The 19,442-nt window shown below is 33.6% G+C and carries 22 protein-coding genes; 3 read left to right on the forward strand and 19 right to left on the reverse strand.

What is annotated here, in order from left to right; translation table 11 throughout:
- The 14 genes from PI23P_RS12745 to PI23P_RS03560 form a co-directional block, all read right to left on the reverse strand.
- Positions 1-390, reverse strand: coding sequence for a DUF6168 family protein (locus PI23P_RS12745; protein ID WP_004569353.1), 390 nt, complete (start codon positions 388-390; stop codon positions 1-3).
- Positions 383-601 carry an AtpZ/AtpI family protein gene (locus PI23P_RS03500; protein ID WP_004569354.1) on the reverse strand — a complete coding sequence of 73 codons (219 nt, stop codon included), beginning with the start codon at positions 599-601 and terminating at the stop codon, positions 383-385. The genes PI23P_RS12745 and PI23P_RS03500 overlap by 8 nt, the downstream gene beginning before the upstream one ends.
- Entirely contained in the window at positions 567-986 is a 420-nt protein-coding gene (locus tag PI23P_RS03505; RefSeq protein ID WP_004569355.1) for a bactofilin family protein, read from the reverse strand. Before PI23P_RS03505 ends, PI23P_RS03500 begins: the two co-directional genes overlap by 35 nt.
- 2 nt (positions 987-988) lie before the next feature.
- Positions 989-3,220, reverse strand: a complete 2,232-nt coding sequence (gene porW / locus PI23P_RS03510) for a type IX secretion system periplasmic lipoprotein PorW/SprE (RefSeq protein ID WP_004569356.1) — start codon at positions 3,218-3,220, stop codon at positions 989-991.
- A 144-nt stretch (positions 3,221-3,364) separates the two neighbouring features.
- Positions 3,365-4,060, reverse strand: coding sequence for an ABC transporter ATP-binding protein (locus tag PI23P_RS03515; protein ID WP_004569357.1), 696 nt, complete (start codon positions 4,058-4,060; stop codon positions 3,365-3,367).
- A 19-nt stretch (positions 4,061-4,079) separates the two neighbouring features.
- On the reverse strand, positions 4,080-5,573 hold the full coding sequence (locus tag PI23P_RS03520; protein WP_238299970.1) for a DUF5687 family protein: 1,494 nt from the start codon (positions 5,571-5,573) through the stop codon (positions 4,080-4,082).
- Between the two features lie 22 nt (positions 5,574-5,595).
- Positions 5,596-6,303, reverse strand: a complete 708-nt coding sequence (locus tag PI23P_RS03525; RefSeq protein WP_004569359.1) for a hypothetical protein — start codon at positions 6,301-6,303, stop codon at positions 5,596-5,598.
- Positions 6,300-6,998 carry a hypothetical protein gene (locus PI23P_RS03530; RefSeq protein WP_004569360.1) on the reverse strand — a complete coding sequence of 233 codons (699 nt, stop codon included), beginning with the start codon at positions 6,996-6,998 and terminating at the stop codon, positions 6,300-6,302. Before PI23P_RS03530 ends, PI23P_RS03525 begins: the two co-directional genes overlap by 4 nt.
- Positions 6,998-7,672, reverse strand: a complete 675-nt coding sequence (locus tag PI23P_RS03535; RefSeq protein WP_004569361.1) for a hypothetical protein — start codon at positions 7,670-7,672, stop codon at positions 6,998-7,000. The genes PI23P_RS03530 and PI23P_RS03535 overlap by 1 nt, the downstream gene beginning before the upstream one ends.
- Positions 7,673-7,674: 2 nt before the next feature.
- Positions 7,675-8,325 (reverse strand): hypothetical protein, encoded by a 651-nt coding sequence (locus PI23P_RS03540; protein WP_004569362.1) that lies wholly within the window; start codon positions 8,323-8,325, stop codon positions 7,675-7,677.
- Positions 8,326-8,327: 2 nt separating this feature from the next.
- Positions 8,328-8,981: a hypothetical protein gene (locus tag PI23P_RS03545; protein WP_004569363.1), complete on the reverse strand. Its 654-nt coding sequence runs from the start codon at positions 8,979-8,981 to the stop codon at positions 8,328-8,330.
- A 4-nt stretch (positions 8,982-8,985) separates the two neighbouring features.
- Positions 8,986-9,636 (reverse strand): hypothetical protein, encoded by a 651-nt coding sequence (locus PI23P_RS03550; RefSeq protein ID WP_004569364.1) that lies wholly within the window; start codon positions 9,634-9,636, stop codon positions 8,986-8,988.
- A gap of 26 nt (positions 9,637-9,662) precedes the next feature.
- Positions 9,663-10,001 (reverse strand): PadR family transcriptional regulator, encoded by a 339-nt coding sequence (locus tag PI23P_RS03555; protein WP_004569365.1) that lies wholly within the window; start codon positions 9,999-10,001, stop codon positions 9,663-9,665.
- Positions 10,002-10,253: 252 nt separating this feature from the next.
- Positions 10,254-10,613 (reverse strand): thioredoxin family protein, encoded by a 360-nt coding sequence (locus PI23P_RS03560; protein ID WP_004569367.1) that lies wholly within the window; start codon positions 10,611-10,613, stop codon positions 10,254-10,256.
- A gap of 176 nt (positions 10,614-10,789) precedes the next feature.
- Between PI23P_RS03560 and PI23P_RS03565 the strand changes: the two genes are divergently transcribed.
- The gene (locus tag PI23P_RS03565) at positions 10,790-12,952 is read left to right on the forward strand and encodes a prolyl oligopeptidase family serine peptidase (RefSeq protein WP_202899942.1); all 2,163 of its coding nucleotides are present in this window, start codon (positions 10,790-10,792) and stop codon (positions 12,950-12,952) included.
- A 65-nt stretch (positions 12,953-13,017) separates the two neighbouring features.
- Here the strand turns inward: PI23P_RS03565 and PI23P_RS03570 are convergent, their stop codons facing one another.
- Positions 13,018-14,088 carry a flavin-containing monooxygenase gene (locus PI23P_RS03570; RefSeq protein ID WP_004569369.1) on the reverse strand — a complete coding sequence of 357 codons (1,071 nt, stop codon included), beginning with the start codon at positions 14,086-14,088 and terminating at the stop codon, positions 13,018-13,020.
- 219 nt (positions 14,089-14,307) lie between these two features.
- On the opposite strand from PI23P_RS03570, the gene PI23P_RS03575 reads away from it, so the two are divergent.
- Both PI23P_RS03575 and PI23P_RS03580 read left to right on the forward strand, forming a co-directional pair.
- Entirely contained in the window at positions 14,308-16,377 is a 2,070-nt protein-coding gene (locus PI23P_RS03575) for a M13 family metallopeptidase (RefSeq protein ID WP_004569370.1), read from the forward strand.
- Positions 16,378-16,540: 163 nt separating this feature from the next.
- Positions 16,541-17,503: an ABC transporter ATP-binding protein gene (locus PI23P_RS03580; RefSeq protein ID WP_004569371.1), complete on the forward strand. Its 963-nt coding sequence runs from the start codon at positions 16,541-16,543 to the stop codon at positions 17,501-17,503.
- Here the strand turns inward: PI23P_RS03580 and PI23P_RS03585 are convergent.
- The 4 genes from PI23P_RS03585 to PI23P_RS03600 are packed head-to-tail and all read right to left on the reverse strand — an operon-like array spanning position 17,466 to position 19,279.
- Positions 17,466-17,924 (reverse strand): hypothetical protein, encoded by a 459-nt coding sequence (locus tag PI23P_RS03585; protein ID WP_004569372.1) that lies wholly within the window; start codon positions 17,922-17,924, stop codon positions 17,466-17,468. The genes PI23P_RS03580 and PI23P_RS03585 overlap by 38 nt on opposite strands.
- Positions 17,905-18,450, reverse strand: a complete 546-nt coding sequence (locus PI23P_RS03590) for a YceI family protein (protein WP_004569373.1) — start codon at positions 18,448-18,450, stop codon at positions 17,905-17,907. Before PI23P_RS03590 ends, PI23P_RS03585 begins: the two co-directional genes overlap by 20 nt.
- 18 nt (positions 18,451-18,468) lie before the next feature.
- Complete coding sequence (locus PI23P_RS03595) at positions 18,469-19,035, reverse strand: 4'-phosphopantetheinyl transferase family protein (protein ID WP_004569374.1); 567 nt, start codon at positions 19,033-19,035, stop codon at positions 18,469-18,471.
- A complete protein-coding gene (locus PI23P_RS03600) occupies positions 19,028-19,279 on the reverse strand; it encodes an acyl carrier protein (protein WP_004569375.1) in 252 nt (83 codons plus the stop codon). The genes PI23P_RS03595 and PI23P_RS03600 overlap by 8 nt, the downstream gene beginning before the upstream one ends.
- Positions 19,280-19,442 lie beyond the last annotated feature (163 nt).

Here is a 19,442-nt window from a genome sequence, read left to right on the forward strand (position 1 = left end):
TTACTGTTTCCTATTTAAAATTTTTACAACAAAATATACTTCTGTGAATAAAAAGATAAAGGTGGGTATTAACAAAGATAGTTTTGAGGATAACAGTCCATTTTCACCGTTTATTATAACCGGATAAAAAACTGCTAAAAAAAGGACTATTTTTAAAAATAATGCCCCTAAATATAGATATCCTAACTGCGATACTCCTTTATTAAAGGCCACCAACAACTCTAAATTAACACAAATTAAAATTGAAAACCCTGCATGAAAAAAATACAGTTTACTCAAAGCATAAGGAAGAATTTTTTCCTGGCTTTTTAAAATTTCAGTATGTGCATACAGGCTAACAACCCCCAGCGTAATGAAAACTAAAAACACGCACCCAAACCGTCTAATCATTAATCCTAGTTGCTTGTTTTATAAGTACGTATGTTGCTAAGAAAACAGCAACTAACGTAAACGTAGTTGTTAAAAAAGACAGCTCTAATTTCTTGTCTAACCACTCTCCTAAAAGAAAACCTACATAAATTGTAAAACCCATTTGCAAACCTGCTCCAGAAAGCTGAATGGCTTTGTTAAGCGGTTTTTTCTGAGATTTTTTTTCCTTCATTTCCTTTATTTAACTCTTTTAAAGCCCCTTTCATTGCACAGGTTGCATTAAATGTTGCCCCAGGCTCTATTGAAAGTTTTGAAACAATTACATCTCCAGAAATGTTTGAAGTTGCTTTTATAGTCAATGTGTTTGCCACAGAAAGTTGGCCCGAAAATTTACCCTCTATGTCTGCGTTTTTAGACTCTATGGTCCCTTTTACAAAGCCTTCTGCACCAATAATAACTCTGCCATTGGTCTTTAAAGTTCCTTCTAAGACACCGTCTATTCTAAAATCTCCCTCTGAAGTGACCTCTCCTACAAATGTAGTATTCTTTGCAATTACATTTCTTTCCATAGTTCTCTGGTTTTGCATTATTTGCTGCTTGGATTTACTATTAAACATAACTATTTGGCTAATTGTTTTAAAATTTCCTTTGCCTTTTTCCCCTCTTCTGTATTTCCATAATTCACAGCAACAAATTCCAATGCTTTCTGGTATGATTCTTTATCTAAATGCTTACCAATTGCAAAAGTCTTTAATAATTCAAATTTTGGTAATAATTTGTCCGCACGTATCTTTAACAGCGCTTCATTGACGCTTGCTACGACCTCTCTATATTTTCTTTTTTCATAAAGGTAATAAAATTCTTTATAAAGGTTTGCTGCCTCGTTTACTTTTATGGAAGACGTTGCTTTTTCTCCTGGGTTTTTTATAATTTTAGCAAATACGGTATTTGAATACTCCGTAAGTATTACATTTTTATAAAAGTCTGCTTTCACAACCGCACCTAAGTCCGTATAAGCTTGGTATAAGTGCCAATTAATTGGCAATAGTAATTCGTTTTTTGGTTGCAAACCTGCAACCCTTTCGAGTCTTAGAATTGCTACTTGTGGATTCTTAAACTGTTCTTTATAAATTAACCCCAACTCGTACAAAGCTTGATTCCTCTGAAACTTTAAGCTGTCTATTTCTTGTTTTGATATTGGAATGGTTGCTATATAGCTCTCCAAATCATATCGCACATCTTTTGCTTTTACCACCGAAGAATCTTTGCTTTTAGAAATAAAACTTGCTTTTTCTGACCACCGCCAATTGTCTTCTAATTTTCTGTTTCCCCACACTTTTTGAAAAGATGTTTTCCCGTAATTTAAAGATTGTGAATTATAAAAATACCATTTTCCTTTGTTGGAAGATGCGAGCGCATTTGAAGTTCCACCGAAAGCAATTTGATTCAACTTTAGCTGCGCAGCCGCTTCATCTGCATCTTTTAAACCGTCTATATACTTCTGAAAAAAAGTTACTTGTCCTTCTTTTGACAACGCGGCTATTTTTACAATGCTGTCATTAACTGCAACAAGCTGTTCAAAATTAACTAAAGAAGCTAAGTTTTTAGATTTTCTTTTTACCCTTCGAATCCTTAAATCTAAAGTGTCTAAAGCAACCTTTAAAACACTGTCGTAATAACTGTTTGCCAACTGGTAATTTGAATTCCGGAAATATAAATTTCCTAAATTCTCGTATGTAAAACTTTTTTGCTGAACTTCCTGTGTTTCCGCTTGTAAGGATTTGTTATAGTAAGACACTGCAAGACCTACACTATCTTTTTTTTCGTATAACCCAGCAACTTCGTAGTACAACTGATCTAGGTAAGGTCTGTTCTCTCTGTCATCTATTAATTGCTCTAGCCGCTCTAAAATTTCATTCGAAAGAGAATCATTTGAAACATTTTTAACCAGCGCTAAATTTGCATGAATTTTATATTTTTTAGGTGCCCGTTTAAATGCTATTAACTGGTTGAAAACTGCTGCTGCTGAGTCCTTTTTATTTTCTTTTGCATACATCTGCCCTAAAACGAACATATTTCTAGCTGCTTGGTCTCTATTTTTTCGCGTTCTTGTTGCTAGTATCAAGTGCTTTTTTGCTTTATGTAGGCTGTCCGACTGAATATAGGCCATTGCTAAAGCTGTATTTGCCTGTTCTTTAATTTCGGGGTCAAAATCAAGCTCTAAAGTATCTTTTACAAACAACAAAAGATTCATTATTTCAATAGCGAGTTCTTCATTACCCATCCTAATATTTGCTTTTGCACGCCAAATTTTAGTTTCTGCAATTAAACTGGCATTCGGGTAATTAGCAATCACGTAATTCAATGCCTCTATCGCAGGAACAAAGCGTTGCGAATAATACCGAGACTTTCCCAACAATAAATAAGCATCGTCTATTTGACCGTTTCTTTCTAAACCGTCAATATACATCCCATGCTTTTGAATTGCTTTTACTGCTTTTTCTTCCGCCCTCTCAAAAGAATTCTCGTTTTTTATCTCTTCGCTTACTTCCGTTTTTTTGTTTAAACTAAAGCGCGCTTCAGGAGCTACTTCTTTAAAAGTTGGTATTGCTATTTTTCGATCATCAAAAACAATGGGCTCGATGGGCAATTGCTGGAACCAATCGTCTTTATACCCTTCATTAATGGCTTGTATTCCATTGTCAAAAGCCTCTTCGCCGTTAAATAAAATATTAAAATAGGAGGTGAATGCATGATAATTTCTACTCGTAACTGCGTCTTTTTTTGCACTGCAAGAGCATAGTGTTGCAAAAAGGAAGAGATATAGAAATGTTTTTTTTATGTATTCCATGGATTAAGAAACTCTTATCTAAAACTAATTTCATTTGAAAATAGTATTCGTCAGCGTGTAAAAATAACAATAAAATAAGAATCGCCTAAAATAGACTTGTAAATTTTAAACTAAACCCGTTATTCAATCAAAATTTTACCTCAACTATACTGAAAAATAAAGCTCTAGCTCTTTTAAAGTTTCTGCTGATGTTGAAAGATCTTTAACTACAAGACCTTTGTCTAAAACAACGATACGTTCACAAACTTCAGTAACATGTGTTAAATCGTGGCTAGAAATTAAAACTGTGATCGTACTCGTATCTGTCAATTTTTTAATGACCTGCTTTAAGCGAATTTGAGTCGTTGGATCTAAATTGGCAAAAGGTTCGTCTAAGATTACCACTTCTGGATTGCCCATAAGCGCGGCAACAATTCCAGCTTTTTTCTGATTTCCTTTACTCAAGTCTCTCAGATACTTTTTCTTTCCAATAACTTCGTCATTAAAAAAATCTTCAAATCCACCAATAAATGCATTTACTTCCGCAACATTCATCCCTCTTAGATCTCCCACAAACTGAAAATACTCCTCTGCAGTTAAATATCCTATTAAAAAAGATTCATCAATGAAAGACCCTGTAAAATTTTTCCAGGATTCACTCTCACTTACCACAATATTATTGCTCGTAACACTGCCTGTTGTGGGTCTTATTAAGTCTAAAATAACATTGAATAGCGTTGTTTTACCTGCACCGTTATTTCCAACCAAACCAAAACTTTGACCCGTAGGAATTTCTATGGATGCAACACTTAAAACTTCTGCCTTCCCGTATTTCTTTGAAATTGTATCTATTGTAATCATACTGTGTTTTTTATTTTAATTATGCCTCTTTTCCAAAAGCGTTAATCATTGCGTATTTGTCTTTGATATATTTTTTTTCGATAAAGTTCATCGCGGATTTTCTCAATAGAAAACTGATAATTCCTACAGAGGCAACTACGATAAAACCCATATTATAACCAACAAACGTATTGAAAACCCAAAACAATAACATCGGCAACAACATGAGTGGTATAATGATAAGAAACTGCGTAGCACTTGTGCCCTGTGTGTTTCCAAAACCACTTTTACCTAAGTCAATTTTCTTCCTATTGAAAGAACCTGCGTACAATAAAAAGAGTGAGTTAAAACCAATATTAAAAATAGCGCCTGCCGTAATCATTAAAAAAATCTTAGATCCAAAATATAAATATGGAAAACTTAATAAGTATAAAATTGAGGTCATTACTACCATCAAAATCCATTTCGACTCCAAAAATTTCCGGTACTTAAAACTCTGACTCATCAGCATCTTATAATGAGCACTATCCCATGCAGGAATAAACTGACCGTAATTTAAAGTAAAGCCCCCCGTAATAAATAAAGATGCAAACATTAACAACGCTGGCATTTCTTTATACGCCTCTTGTGTGAAGAAAATAAGCCCATAGAGCAAAAACAAAAACGACATTAAAAAGACTGTTTTTGTTCTCTTATTCCTCCAAATTAAACGGATGTCATTTTTTATAAAAGGCGCAACATCCCCCAGTCTGTTTGCGAAAGATAAATCTACAGAGGTTGCTTCCTCTACTTTTTGAGAAACTGCTTCATCTAAATACACCAGGCTTTTTAACTGTTTATAATTCAAATTATACAAGACACCAACAATCAAAAAACCAATTAAAGCGTAGACAGGATTTGCATATACCGCATCAAAAATTTGACCACCAAAAACACTAATATCAAAAACACCAAATTTTTGCAAGCCTATGGTTGCTAAAAGTAAAAAGACAATACTACCTAAAGCAGTGGTATTTTTATTGATTAGAAAATTTAAAAAATTTACAGACTGTGTCATTAATACAATTGCTAGCAACCAACCTAAAGCACCAACTGTATCATACCCCTCAATAATCAAAACAACAGCAAAGGGAATGTAAAAAAACAAACTAATAATATTAAAAAAAGAAATTGCCGACTTCCCTAATACATAATGCACCAGAGTGCTTCGTTCTATGGGGAGCATCAATAAAGGCTTTATATTCATTACTGGCAGGGTCTGCATTAGATACCTAGCAACCAACTCTCCTAAAACTACATACAAAAGATAAGAGTTTATTAATTGCAGCGGATTTAAAGCGGGGTATAATTTTTTTAGAATGTAATACCCTCCGACACCAATCGCTAAGAAGACCACCATAAAATACACCATAAAAAATCCCATTATTATTTTTAATGCAATTCCTTTTTGCCAATGTGAGGAACGGAAAAATTGTTTCCATTCTAATTTTAAAAAATGTGAAATCATATAATTGTGATTGGTTTGGTTACTCATTAGTAGTTTAAAATAAGAATTGTTACAGACGTTGCACCATTTTATATTCTGGATAAGTTTCTATTAGCAATTCCTCTGCTTTTTGTGGAATTAAATATGCTGTCACGTAAAACATTAAAATCAATAAGGTCACAGAAAGAGAAAGAAGGAGCAACCAATGATTTTCAAGCGAATTAAAAGAAACTCTAGATAAATGTATAAAATTAAAAAGATTTACAAATGCAACCCCTGAAAAACCATTGCGTGTTTCTCCAATCATAGATTCCAGTAAGAATATTTTCTCTTTCTTCTTTGTTTTTTTTTGTTGCTTTTTTCGAGATCTGTACTGCCTTGTCAAATCAAAAATAGCGAGGCACAGCAATGCTCCAAGCAATATATATTTTGAATGTGGAAGTTTAAAAAAGAAAAAGATAATTAAAAAAGTGCTACTGGTCACTGCCAATTTAGGCATGGTAAACCATTCCCTAAAAAAGCGCCATAAAATTTTACGGTAGCGCTTATTCATTTGTTTTTGTTTGGCCTCTATAACATCCATAAAACCAAAAATTCCAAATTTTTTAAACGACGTATCGCGCGCATCTTGAAATGACAAATTAGGCTGCGCCTGCCAAATATCTTCAATATCGTTTGCCAAATGGTCTACCAATTCTGATTGCACGTCATAGAAATACACGTAATGCTTTCTGGTAAATTTATAGAGCTCTTGTATGTGGGTTTCTGTTAATTTCATGACAATCGTTGTTTTCTCATATGTTCTACTTTACCCATTCCTTTCTTATACACCCCGTAACCTGCATACACTAAAATTAAATGCAAAGGAAGTATAAAAAATAATATTGGTTTGTGATATGTTATTGGAAAAGCAAAGTCTCCATCGATTGTCATGAAATTCATTACTCCGTTTAACAGAAAGAACGATAGTAATAAATAGGTTAAAGCGTAGTCTCTATGTACAGATTTTCCATATTTCTTTTTCCAAGTTTTATAGAACAAATAGATATAAAGCACTGCTGGTGAAAAGAAAATACTATAACTTACTTTCAAAAATGTTTTATGCAACAATACCTCTGACAAAAAATAAATCCCAAGCAAAAAGACCCCTAGCACTAAAAGGCTTAAATAATTTTTAAAAAAGTCTACAAAACCTTGGTGGTATATTTTTCGATACCTTTTGTTTGCATTTTTCCAGCCTTGCTTGTTTAAGTCATCAAAACCGCCTCCATTAAAATTATTTTTCCAACCGAGCGCAACAAAAGCATCTTGCACTATTCCTTTAAATTCGTATTGAGTGTTTTCTGCTTTTAATTTCTCTTCCACCCCAGACACTATATGAGCTAACATTTCTATTCTAACATCCCAATATTTTATGCCCTCCTTTTCTAAGCGATGGTCTATAAATTGTATTTGCTCTTTTGTTAACTCCATTATGAGACTAAAATATTTGGATATTGTTTTTGAACTTCTATTTTGTTCTGACGGTAGACATATTCTCCAGACCAATAAAACAAAAACAGTAAAACATACGCTCCAATGTGAAAGATTTGATAAAATCCCCCTAATAGGTTTAAAAGCATTTGACTGTCGAGAAATCTAAAAAGCATCACCAAAAGATAAAACACATTAAAGAAACTATGAGTCATGTTTATTGATAAAAACTGCTCTTTTTTAGTATTTCTAATATTCACATTAAATAGCAATCGAAAAGATAAAAGCAAGGCCACACCTTGTAAAATGTTAAAGAAGTTTTCTTTATTTCCGAATTCATTCATTAGTAAAAATAAGCCGTAAAAAGTTGCCGCAGAAAAAATAATTTTAGGCAATTTAAAAAAAGCAATAAAATGTTTGAGCGTCTGCTTGTAAAACTTTTTAGTTACCCACTTTGTTTTCTCTTTTAATAATTTACTGAAACCGCTGTCACTAAAGTTTTTATGAATTTCTATAATTTCTTGCTCTAAATTTAAACCTGGATTGTCGACTAATTTTTGCTCTAGAATATTTGCAAAATGATCTACAATTTCTATTCTAACGTCGTGAAATTTAATACCACAAGCATACATATACTTATCTATTTGTAAAAGCTGTTCTTTTGAGATTTCCATTGTTACAAAATTTTACACTTTTTAATGGCTTCAATGTGTTTTTTATAGAAATGGTGGCAAATAAAAACAATGGCAAAGCCTCCACAAATAAAACCAGTAAAAACAGGATTCATTTCTCCATTTTCTCTAAAGACCCCCATTGTAGCACCCGTAATTAGTAAAACGAGTCCTAAATACTGCGTTTTTAAAATAAAGCGATAGGTTGTCTTTACTTTAGAGTTAACGGTTTTAAAAAAAATAAATACCAAATAACTCAACATCACTAAAGAAGTACAGAACAACAAACTATTGATGCTCTCTGCGAATGCAATCGCAATCTGAATAGGCACTAACTTTAAAAAGATAACTGGCAGTATATATGCTGCTAGATATAAAAAATAAAAGGGTTTGAACATCTTAATTGCTTTCTTTACCACTATTTTAGACTCCGAATAATGAAACCCCAGGTAAAAACTAGACGTTTCTTTAAAATGCTTTTCCCATTTTAAAATGGTTATTTTAAAAGCATTGTCAAAAGAATACTTTTTAACAAGTAAGCTTTCAATATCAGAAATAATGTGGTCTAAAACCTCTACATTTAAATCGATAAAATCGAAGTCTTTGTGCTGTAAGTATACTTCTACCTGCAGTAGTTGCTCTTTTGTGATTTCCATAACTACGAAATTTTATGTTTTTTAACGGCTTCCAAATGTTTTTTATAAAAATGAAAATAGCTGTATGTCATAAAAATAAAAGCTGCTGAAAACGATACAAGAAGCCTTTGCAAGTCGTCTTGTGGGTTAGAGTTTAAATAAAATAAAACCATTAAACCTACACCAAAATTCCAACTCAATGTTTTTAAAATAAAGCTAAAGGTGGTTTTATTCTTTTCTTTGAATTTAAGAATTAACAACCCAAAGAAGACCATTAGAGCGCATGCCGTGAGTATTTGTAAAAATATGTTTAAGTCATTTATAGCAATTTTAGAAAAAGTAATATTCACATTGTCTAAAAGAATATAGGGAATGAAGTAAACTAGTAACGAGAGAAAAAACCACTTTTTGTATACTTTTTTAGCGTTGTTTAAGACTATTTTGGGCAGCGCATATGAAAGTCCAAAATAAAAACTCGACTCCTGTATTAAATGTTTGTTCCATTTGACGGTGACCGCATAAAATGCAGTTTCAAATTCTAAGTTTTCAGCCATTATTTTTACTTCAATATCTGAAACAATATGATCAAAAATCTCTGTTCTTAAATCAATGTAAGTAATCTCTTTTACGTTTAAGTAGTGTGCTACTCTTTGCAGTTGCTCCTTTGTTAATTCCATAGTGTTAGTTTAACAAGTGCTTATATTTATTTATAATAATTTTTTCATGCTTTTTAACAATCATATAGGCGGCATAACTATAGAAAATAGTTAAAAACCATATTGCTGAAAACAAGAGGCTATTTTGCGTAAGAAAATCAATAAAATCTAATCCTTGGGCAAAATTTATTAAAACAAAGAGCCACCAAATTTCTGCTCCTAGAAACTTAACCTCATCTAATTTTTTTAGGGCTTTTTGATGTATCATTCCATAAAAAATTACAAGAAAAAAGAGTACACAATAACTAATCATGTAAGCCAACCAAAGCCAATAATTACTCAAGCTTTCAGATAATGAATAAAAAAATATAAAACCAAAAACTGAATGTGGTAGTTTGTTTAAATCCTTAAAAAAACTAAAAAAATACTGCCATGTTTCTTTTCTATATAAATTTTTATATAATTTTATTTTAGTAGAAGTAAACTTTCTAATAAACGCGATTTCATTAGATAGATACTGTGATAAATTCCCATTCCTAGTAGTTGCCTCAAAATCTAGAATTAAATGATCTGTCAATTCAATTCTAGTTTTAACAGGAATGTCTTTGTATATTCTAAGTAGAAATTCTTCCAGAAAAGTCAATTGCTTTTCTGTGATTTTGTATTTCTTTTCCATAGGACTTGTTTAAAACGTCTTCTTTATTACTCTAAACTAAATTTAGGGTTTACCAATTGCTGCATAGTCTTCAGAAACTCTTGCATTTCCTCTAACTTGTTAACCGTTTCCTTCGTTCCGCTTTCCGTTAATTTATAATATTTACGCATTCTATTTCCAACTTTAGCAACCTCAACATCTAACAAACCGTCTGCCTCTAATTTGTGCAAGGCAGGATACAAAGCGCCTTCTGTAATTTGCAACTCACCCTTAGTTAACTCCTTTACCTTTTGTGTAATTTCATATCCATACATTTTATCATTACTTGCAAGTAACTTTAAAATAATAGTCTGTAAAGACCCTTTGAATAATTTCTGATTTCCCATTTTAATTATATGACTCTTAATTTATGTTTTTTGTCCAATTTTAATATTGAAGACACAATACCATTTTCTTTTTCGCTTTTCGTTAAAGTAGTTAACCAAATATACATAATTTTGTAATGCATAGAACACTTAGGTGTTTATTTTTAAATAAAAAAAATCCTGAAATGTATTTTTCAGGATCTATATTCTTTTAAAAAGCATGTTTATTTTGTAAGAATGATTTCGCTACATCGGAAAATTACGACAATTCAATTACTTCTCCACCTTTAAGATATCTGCAATCATTCGTTCTAATTCTGCTTTTGGCATAATCCCTTTTGCGATATGTGGTGCTGCTTCTGCAGAACAAAATAAAAGCGAAGGTCTGCTTCTAATTCCGAATGCCGCAGTTAATTCTTGCTCTGCTTCTGTATCCACCCTATAGATGTCGATTTTATCTCCATATTCTTTTAAAATCAATTCTAGCGCAAATGCAATTGTTATGCACGGTGCACACCAATTTGCATAAAAATCTACGATTACTGGTCTTTTTCCCTCAAACTTCCATTCTTTATTTTTTTCGAAATCGTATACTCTCTCTAAAAAAGTCTCTTTTGTTAAGTTTTCTATCATTCTTGGTAGCGTTTCTAAATCGTGTTTTGTTTTTATTGATTTTCAATTACACTACAAAAATAGTCGTTTTACATGATGTCTCTTACATCTTCGTGCTATTTAAAAAGTTAAAAAAGCTAAAAACAATCAAAAAACACATCAAAATAATTAGCTTTGGTTTTATTAAAAAAACTGTTATGAAAAACAAATTTCTTATTCCTATTCTATTTGTAAGTGCATTTCTTATTTCTTGCAAAGAGGAAAACCAACAAAATAATAAAAACTTGAAATACCCAAAAACTACTAAAAAACCAGTTATAGATTCCCTTTTTGGAACTGCAGTTACCGACAATTATAGATGGCTAGAAGATGACCGCAGTAAAGAAACAGAAGCTTGGGTGCAAGCAGAGAACGAAGTCACTTTCGATTATTTAAATAAAATTCCATATCGAGAAACTTTGAAGAATCGATTGACAGCCTTGTGGAATTATGAAAAGATAGGCACCCCTTACAAAGAGGGAGATTATACTTATTTTTCTAAGAATGATGGTTTGCAGAATCAGTCTGTAATCTATAGAAAAAAAGAAAAAAGTGGTACTGAAGAAGTATTCTTAGATCCAAATACATTTTCTGAGGATGCTACTACATCACTAGGAGCCTTAAGTTTCTCTAAAGATGGTAAAACGGCGGCCTATGCAATTTCTGAGGGCGGTTCTGATTGGCGGAAAATAATCATCCTAGACGCCGCAAGTAGAACCATCAAAGAAGACACCTTGGTAGATGTAAAATTCTCTGGAATTTCTTGGTACAAGAACGAAGGTTTTTACTATTCAAGCTACGATAAACCTAAAGGAAGTGAGTTGTCTGCAAAAACAGATCAGCACAAATTGTATTATCATAAACTAGGGACACTTCAAAAAAATGATGCACTAATTTACGGTGAAAAAAATACAGAAAAACACAGGTATGTGAGTGGCTCTGTAACAGAAGACAATCGCTATTTAGTAATTACTGCAGCTACCTCTACTTCAGGAAACAAGCTCTTTATTCGTGATTTATCCCTAAAAAACAGTCTTCTAAAACCAATAATAGCAACGGTAGAGAGTGACACTTATGTGCTAGACAATAGAGGTACTACTTTGTACTTACAAACAAATTTAAATGCCCCCAACCAAAAAATTGTTCGCGTAGATGCTGCAAATCCTACCTCAGAAAATTGGATAGATTTTATACCTGAGACAGAAAATGTGCTAAAACCAACTACTGGCGCTGGTTATTTCTTCGCAGAATATATGGTAGATGCTGTTTCTAAAGTTTTACAGTACGATTTTGAAGGAACCTTAGTGCGAGAAATAAAATTGCCTGGTGTTGGCTCTTCAGGTGGTTTTGGAGGAAAGGCAACTGCAAAAGAATTATACTTTTCATTTACGAACTACAATACGCCAGGTTCACTTTACCTATTCAATCCAAAAGAAGGCACCTACAGCCCTTATTGGAAACCAGTCGTTGATTTTAATTCTGACGCGTATATCAGTTCACAAGTTTTTTATACCTCAAAAGATGGAACAAAAATCCCGATGATTATTTCCCACAAAAAAGGACTTGATTTAAATGGTAAAAATCCAACAATACTTTACGGTTATGGTGGTTTCAATATTAGTCTAACTCCTTCTTTTAGCATTGCAAATGCCGTATGGATGGAACAAGGTGGCGTGTATGCCGTTCCTAATTTAAGAGGTGGCGGTGAATACGGGAAAAAATGGCATGATGCAGGTACCCAAATGAAAAAACAAAATGTTTTTGATGACTTTATCGCAGCGGCTGATTTTCTAATTGCAGAAAAATACACCTCTTCAGATTATTTAGCAATTCGAGGAGGCTCTAACGGAGGGCTGTTAGTGGGCGCAACCATGACGCAAAGACCTGAATTAATGAAAGTCGCTTTGCCGGCTGTTGGCGTTTTAGACATGCTGAGATACCACACTTTTACCGCAGGCGCGGGGTGGGCATATGATTACGGAACGGCAAATGACAGCAAAGAAATGTTTGACTATTTAAAGGGATATTCCCCTGTACACAATGTAAAAAATGGCGTAAAATATCCTGCAACTCTAGTCACAACCGGAGATCACGACGATAGAGTTGTACCCGCACATAGTTTTAAGTTTGCTGCAGAATTGCAAGCAAAACAAGCCGGAGAAAATCCCACGTTGATACGGATAGAAACCAATGCAGGTCACGGAGCAGGAACACCGATTACAAAAACAATTGAACAATATGCTGATATTTTTGGATTTACCCTTTTTAATATGGGTTTTGAGCAATTGCCCAACCCCCCAAAACCGAATGTAAAATCTTAATAGGAGGAAAAATAAAAAAGACAGCTTTTAAGCTGTCTTTTTTATTTTTTACCTTAAAGGCTCTTCTAAACTTCTTGCCTTTGTTGGTTATTTTTAATTTTCCTAGAAAAGTGTTTTTTTAAATATTTTGCATCTTTTCTTACGCCCCCAAGTGTAGCAGAACCCCTTGTATATAACCATGGAAGTCCAAGAAAATAAAGTCCTTCAATAGTATCGCTAACTCCTCTGTAGTTTTTAGGATATCCTCGATCGTCTAATTCAATAGCGTCAATCCAACTAAAATTTGGCTTAAAACCGGTAGCCCAAACAATGTTTTTAATATCTGCTACTTTTTGTTTTTCAAAAGTGATGCTTTGTGTATCCGCATCTAATGTTCTTCCCACGCAAACTACATTTTTCCTTTTAAACAATGCTTTTACGTCTGTCCCAATAACTGGTTGTGCACTGTTACTCAATTTTTTTCCAATCCAAGAGTACTTGTTCGCTGTTAGAAAACCCACTTTTGCAAACCACCACCACAATGTTTTCCCTAAAATTTCCTGAGGCAATGAAACAATATTTGTATTCCCAGAAAAATAAACAGCCGTATTCGTTTTCGAGATTTCATTTAAAATTTGTACCCCAGAATCTCCAGCACCCACAACCAAAGCAGCACCCTGTTGCAGTTGAGAGGGATTTTTATAATGCTCGCTGTGAATTTGTATTACCTCTTTTGCAATTTTTAAATGACACGGGGGAATAAATGGTTTGTGAAAGGGTCCTGTCGCAACAATTACATTTTTTGTCTCAAAAGTTCTCAGTGCGCTCTTCAAGGTGAAAATTCCCTGAGATTTCTTTAAAGACATGATTTTATGATTGAACTCAATAGGAATGTCAAATGCGGAAACATATGATTTTAAATAGGCTGCCACCTCATACTTATCAGAATAATGCCCTTTTTTGTGAGGAAACTTTAACCCTGGCAAACTATTAAATTCAGAAGGCGTAAATAATTTCAAGGAATCCCATCTTTTTAACCAAGGCGCACCTATTTCTGAATTTGCGTCCACCAATAGGAAACTTACACCCTGCTTTTTAAGATAATAAGCAATCGCTAAACCAGACTGTCCAGCACCAATAATTATATAATCCTTCATGTACTATTTTAAAGTTGCAAAATAATCAATTTAAAAGCACTTTGCTCAAATTAAAAGATTACTTCTGTAAAATAACTGTTTTCAAATTTTACTATATTTGGTTCAAATCTAAAAGTTTAATAAAAAATATGAGGCAGCTATTATACATATTTTGACACACCTGCATTCATATGATCTAAAAAAGACAGTATTCTCAATTTAAAATTAAATAATGAACCTATGAAAAAAATAAAAAAAGTTCTTTTTACTACTGCAATAGCAGCGCTCTCTTTTACTGCCTGCACTAACAAAACAGAGAAATCTGCAGGCATCACATTAGAAAATATGGATACCTCTGTAAAGGCATCTGATGATTTCTTCAAACATGTAAACGGGAATTGGATTAAAAACACAGAAATTCCAGAAGACCAAACTTCTTGGGGTGGTTTTAATGAACTCCGTAAAAAAACGGATGCAGACGTATTAACGATTTTAAATAATGCCATCGCCGCAAGAGATTTTCCAAAAGTGAAAGATGCACGTGGTAATGACATCGATTCGGACCAAGAAAAAGCAGTAAACTACTACCAAACGATAATGGATACGGTTACTAGAAACCAACAAGGCAAAACCCCGGTACTGCCTTTTTTGGAAAAAATAGCAGCAATTAAAACAAAAAAAGATGTAGAAAACTACATTATAAACATGGCACCCTACGGTGGCGCTGGTTTCTATGGATTTGGCGTGTACAACGATTTAAAAAAGAGTAGTGAGTACGCAGGTTATATGAGCGAAGGGTCTTTAAGTTTGTCTCGGGACTATTATGTAGACGAAAAAGTTGCCGACAAATTAAAAAAATACCAAGAATTTGTAGCAAAAATGATGCAAGAATTTGGTGATGACATAGCGACCGCAGAACAAAACGCTGCCACCATTGTTGCTTTTGAGAAAAGTTTAGCAGAACCCATGATGACAAAGGAAGAAAGTAGAGATACTCGAAAAATGTACAACCCAATGTCAATTTCAGAACTTAGCACATTGGCCCCTGCAATCGATTGGAGTGCACATTTTAAAGGTATTGGAGTGGGAAATATCGATCGCATCATCGTAACAGACCCCGGTTACTTTAAAGCGATGAGTAGCGTGTTTACAGCGCGTTCTGTAGAAGATATTAAACTTTTATTACGTTGGAATACTATTAATAATTCTTTAGGCTCTTTGTCTACAGATTTAGAAACTGCTAATTGGGAATTTTATAGCAAAGAAATGCGTGGTGCTAAAAAACAACGCGCAAGAGATGAGCGTGCTATTGGAAACTTAAATGGAGCCGTTGGTGAAGCTTTAGGAAAACTATACGTAGATGAAAAGTTTCCGCCAGAAGCAAAAGCAAAAGCAAAAGAAATGATTGACAATGTATTGTTAGGTTTCGAAAAAAGAATTGCTGGTTTAAAGTGGATGAGCGAAAAAACAAAAGAAAAAGCCCTGGAAAAATTACACAAGTTAACCGTGAAAATAGCCTACCCCGATGTTTGGAAAGATTATACTGAATTACAAGTAAAAGGGATAGAAAAAGGAGGCTCTTATTTTGAAAATGCCATTAATGTTACCAAATGGAACTATGATAAAAACATGGCAAAATTGGGACAAGCAGTGGATAGAACAGAATGGGGAATGTCTCCACAAACAGTAAATGCCTATTTCAATCCCGTAAACAACGAAATTGTTTTTCCTGCAGCAATATTACAACCTCCATTTTATGACTACAAAGCGGATGAAGCAGTAAATTATGGTGGTATCGGTGCTGTTATTGGACACGAAATTTCTCATAGTTTTGATGATTCTGGTGCTCGTTTTGACGGTGATGGAAACCTCAAAAACTGGTGGACAGAAACAGATTCTGAAAAATTTGCAGTCATTGGAAAACAACTTATAAAACAGTACAGTGACATTATTGCCATTGATAGCATGCACTTAAATGGTGAATATACATTAGGGGAAAACATTGGTGATTTAGGAGGCGTACAAGCAGCCTATGAAGGCCTACAAATTTTCTTGGAAAAAAGTGGCAGACCTGCAAACATCGATACCTATTCGCCAGAACAGCGTTTCTTCCTTTCTTGGGGTACTATTTGGAGAACAAAAATGAGAGATGAAGCATTAAAAAATAGAATTATGACCGATACACATGCACCAGGAATGTACCGCGCATATATGCCATTAAAAAATGTAGATGCTTTTTACACTGCCTTTGATGTAAAAGAAGGAGACGAAATGTATTTAAAACCAGAAGATAGAGTTCGCATTTGGTAAGCAGAAAGTATCTCTAAAAATTACTTCGTACGCATAAAAAAAACCGACACTTTCATGTCGGTTTTTTTTTATTAATTGTTTTTATTTCTTACCGCAAAAAAATAAGAAATTTTTAAAATCTTATGCCTTCTTAGGAGTGCTAAGAATACCTTATTTTTGTATCATGCTAAAAGTTGTTTCCATTTCATTTGGGTATTCTAAAAGAAAAGTTGTTCTAGACAACTTCTCTTTCCAGTTAAAAGTAGGGGAACACTTATGTATTATGGGCGAAAGTGGTTGTGGAAAATCAACCCTTTTAAAAGCGATATATGGTTTATTGGACTTAAAGAAAGGGACTATTTTCTGGAAAGAAAATCAAGTTTTAGGACCTAAAGCTCACTTAGTTCCCGGAATGGATTTCTTCAAGTATGTTGCCCAAGACTTTGATCTAATGCCCTATATCTCCGTTGCTGAAAACATTAAAAAATTTCTCTCTCGCTTCTATCCTGAAGAGAGTGAACTTAGAACCCAAGAACTTTTAGAAGTAATCGAAATGACCTCTTTTGCAAATACAAAAGTAAAAAACTTAAGCGGTGGCCAAAAACAACGTGTCGCCATTGCTAGAGCCTTGGCAAAAGAACCACAAATGCTCTTACTTGATGAGCCTTTTGGACAAATCGATAATTTTAAAAAAAATTCATTGAGAAGAAAGCTGTTTGCCTATTTAAAAGAAAAGAATATTGCTTGTATCGTTGCCACGCACGATAAAAATGATGCGCTCTCTTTTGCTGACAAGCTAATGGTAATTCGAAATAAAAGAATTATTGCAAACGGTGCTCCCAAAGAAATCTATAACGCACCTTCAGAGAAATATATCGCCGCCTTATTTGATGATGTCAACGAAATTACTCTAAAAGGTACACATGTACTGTTATATCCGAACCAAATTAAACTCATAAAAAATAAGGATGCCAACACCGATCTTTTTAGCGCACAGGCAACTGTTCTAAACTCTTATTTTAAAGGTTCTTATTGGTTGATTGAAGCTAATTTTGACGGACAAATCGTGTTTTTTAATCATTTCTCAGATTTAGAAAAACATACTGAAGTTACACTATCTTTTGAACCTTATAAGACATCTCATTAAAAGAGAATGTACTGTTTTCAGAGGATCCCAATAACAGTTTACCAATCGGAGAAACCGCTGAAATAGCAAAATATACGGTATCCTCAAAAACGTATTTCCCAGCGCTTATGCTTAAAAAATAATTTCCTTTGTTTGTAATCACAATACTTCCCAAACAGGCTTTTTTTGATCTTTGTGAAACATCTATTCTTGCTAAAATTGTTTTCATCTGATCAATCCCTGCTAGTTGCTGACCTGCTTTCTCCATTTCTAACTGCAGCATTGCACGTCCTGTTTCGTGTTTATCACCTGCTGAACTCTTGGTTTCAGACTGCAATGCTATTTGATTCGAAGAAAGAACCTCTGCTACCGTTTGTAGGCGCTTATTTACAAATGTTTTACAGTATTCAAATAATGCCTCTTTAATTTTTACCTGTAACATATTTCATCTTAATATTCACATTGTCAGAAAGCACGAGGCTACTGCCCCCAACTCCAAAATCTCTCCTATCTAAAGCAAAATTTGCTAAAAATATATTTTCGCTTTTTGAGCTTTCAATTTCTAGAAATGTTTCTACTATCTTGTCAACACCCTTTATGGTTAAAACCCCTTTTAATACGTATTTAGAGGGACTTATTTTTTCTACTGCTGTAGATTCAAATACGATCTTTGGATACTTTTCAGCATCAAAATAATCGGGTGCTAGTAAGTGTGTATCTCTCGCATCTGAGTCTGTAAATATCGAGTTTACCCGAAGTACAGCATTGAAAAAAAGTTCTTTTGCATTTGCCGACTTTAAATTACTTGAAATAGCAACTTCTTTGAAAAGACCCGCTACATTAAAACCAAAATTCCGTATCGTAAAAGTAACGGTGGTTGCTGTCTTTTTTTGAACCATTTCCTGAGATAAGCAACTAAATGTACTCAAGATAATTAACATTCCTACATTTCTTATTGTCTTCAACATCCTTCTTCTTTTTTTAAATTAATTCTGTAAACAAAATAGATATGCTCCGTATATTCCGTGATGAGAAAGAGAGCAGGCCTTTGTTAATCTTTTTTTTTTGTGATAAAACAGGGGCGCACCTACCTCTGTTTTTCTTTTCTCTATTTCTTCAGCCGCAATACCCGTGAGCGCAGCCAGTCTTTCCTTTACCGCCCTATTTAATTCTTCCGTTGCCAGCACCGAAGAGAACAACTTTATTTCTTTTTGAGCTTCGCTCGCTATTGTATGCAAGTAGAGGACATCAAAAGAAGAACTGGTATAAAACTTTATTTCTTTAAAAACAACTACTCCTTGATTCCAAGAAAGTAGGCTACATTCAAATTGTTTCGGGGCAAAAAATCGTTTTTTTACCGATTGTGTATAACATTTATAGGCTGCCTCTTTCATCGACCAAAACAACCATACCTTAAAGAAAGGATCCTCAGAAGTGTGTATTTCTTCCTGCTCAGTTTTCGTAAATTGTTTTTCTAAAAACCCTTTTCGCTGCCAATTACTTTCAACCTTGGCAAGGTTTAAATCTACAATATCATTGCCAATACTATGCATTCATTTTTTCTTGAATTACCAGCACTGTAGCTTTCACAGAAAGCATTTTCTCCATAGAATCATTGTCTATTTCTACCTTAAACTCATCTTCTACATCTAAAATAATATCAACCAAATTAGCAGAATTTATTTCTAAATCGTTGATAAAATCTGTGTCTTCATTCATGTTTTTAAACCCTTCTTCATTTTGAACATAAGGCTTTACAAGCGTTGTTAATTTTGATATAATTTCTTCTTTTGTCATATTATTAATTTTACTTTACTTCTTGAAAAATTATCTTTTCTACCTACTTTGCATCTTTAAATACTACGTTTTATCCTTTTGCACATACCAGAGCATTCCTTGATACTGGATATATCAGTCTGAAATCGCAGCAGACTTTATTTTACAAGTCTTCTATTTTACA

Origin of the sequence: Polaribacter irgensii 23-P, assembly GCF_000153225.1 — a bacterium.
Taxonomy (GTDB): Bacteria; Bacteroidota; Bacteroidia; order Flavobacteriales; family Flavobacteriaceae; genus Polaribacter; species Polaribacter irgensii.

What these genes read in the sequence shown, in the direction of transcription:
- PI23P_RS03565 (WP_202899942.1), top strand. Translation starts at nt 10,790, where the DNA reads ATGAAAAACAAATTTCTTATTCCTATTCTATTTGTAAGTGCATTTCTT.
- PI23P_RS03515 (WP_004569357.1), bottom strand. Translation starts at nt 4,060, where the DNA reads ATGATTACAATAGATACAATTTCAAAGAAATACGGGAAGGCAGAAGTT.
- PI23P_RS03560 (WP_004569367.1), bottom strand. Translation starts at nt 10,613, where the DNA reads ATGATAGAAAACTTAACAAAAGAGACTTTTTTAGAGAGAGTATACGAT.
- PI23P_RS03590 (WP_004569373.1), bottom strand. Translation starts at nt 18,450, where the DNA reads ATGTTGAAGACAATAAGAAATGTAGGAATGTTAATTATCTTGAGTACA.
- PI23P_RS03545 (WP_004569363.1), bottom strand. Translation starts at nt 8,981, where the DNA reads ATGGAATTAACAAAGGAGCAACTGCAAAGAGTAGCACACTACTTAAAC.
- PI23P_RS03535 (WP_004569361.1), bottom strand. Translation starts at nt 7,672, where the DNA reads ATGGAAATCTCAAAAGAACAGCTTTTACAAATAGATAAGTATATGTAT.
- PI23P_RS03500 (WP_004569354.1), bottom strand. Translation starts at nt 601, where the DNA reads ATGAAGGAAAAAAAATCTCAGAAAAAACCGCTTAACAAAGCCATTCAG.
- PI23P_RS03520 (WP_238299970.1), bottom strand. Translation starts at nt 5,573, where the DNA reads ATGAGTAACCAAACCAATCACAATTATATGATTTCACATTTTTTAAAA.
- PI23P_RS03595 (WP_004569374.1), bottom strand. Translation starts at nt 19,035, where the DNA reads ATGCATAGTATTGGCAATGATATTGTAGATTTAAACCTTGCCAAGGTT.
- PI23P_RS03600 (WP_004569375.1), bottom strand. Translation starts at nt 19,279, where the DNA reads ATGACAAAAGAAGAAATTATATCAAAATTAACAACGCTTGTAAAGCCT.
- PI23P_RS03525 (WP_004569359.1), bottom strand. Translation starts at nt 6,303, where the DNA reads ATGAAATTAACAGAAACCCACATACAAGAGCTCTATAAATTTACCAGA.
- PI23P_RS03570 (WP_004569369.1), bottom strand. Translation starts at nt 14,088, where the DNA reads ATGAAGGATTATATAATTATTGGTGCTGGACAGTCTGGTTTAGCGATT.
- PI23P_RS03505 (WP_004569355.1), bottom strand. Translation starts at nt 986, where the DNA reads ATGTTTAATAGTAAATCCAAGCAGCAAATAATGCAAAACCAGAGAACT.
- PI23P_RS03585 (WP_004569372.1), bottom strand. Translation starts at nt 17,924, where the DNA reads ATGTTACAGGTAAAAATTAAAGAGGCATTATTTGAATACTGTAAAACA.
- PI23P_RS03540 (WP_004569362.1), bottom strand. Translation starts at nt 8,325, where the DNA reads ATGGAAATCACAAAAGAGCAACTACTGCAGGTAGAAGTATACTTACAG.
- PI23P_RS12745 (WP_004569353.1), bottom strand. Translation starts at nt 390, where the DNA reads ATGATTAGACGGTTTGGGTGCGTGTTTTTAGTTTTCATTACGCTGGGG.
- PI23P_RS03555 (WP_004569365.1), bottom strand. Translation starts at nt 10,001, where the DNA reads ATGGGAAATCAGAAATTATTCAAAGGGTCTTTACAGACTATTATTTTA.
- PI23P_RS03580 (WP_004569371.1), top strand. Translation starts at nt 16,541, where the DNA reads ATGCTAAAAGTTGTTTCCATTTCATTTGGGTATTCTAAAAGAAAAGTT.
- PI23P_RS03530 (WP_004569360.1), bottom strand. Translation starts at nt 6,998, where the DNA reads ATGGAGTTAACAAAAGAGCAAATACAATTTATAGACCATCGCTTAGAA.
- PI23P_RS03550 (WP_004569364.1), bottom strand. Translation starts at nt 9,636, where the DNA reads ATGGAAAAGAAATACAAAATCACAGAAAAGCAATTGACTTTTCTGGAA.
- porW (WP_004569356.1), bottom strand. Translation starts at nt 3,220, where the DNA reads ATGGAATACATAAAAAAAACATTTCTATATCTCTTCCTTTTTGCAACA.
- PI23P_RS03575 (WP_004569370.1), top strand. Translation starts at nt 14,308, where the DNA reads ATGAAAAAAATAAAAAAAGTTCTTTTTACTACTGCAATAGCAGCGCTC.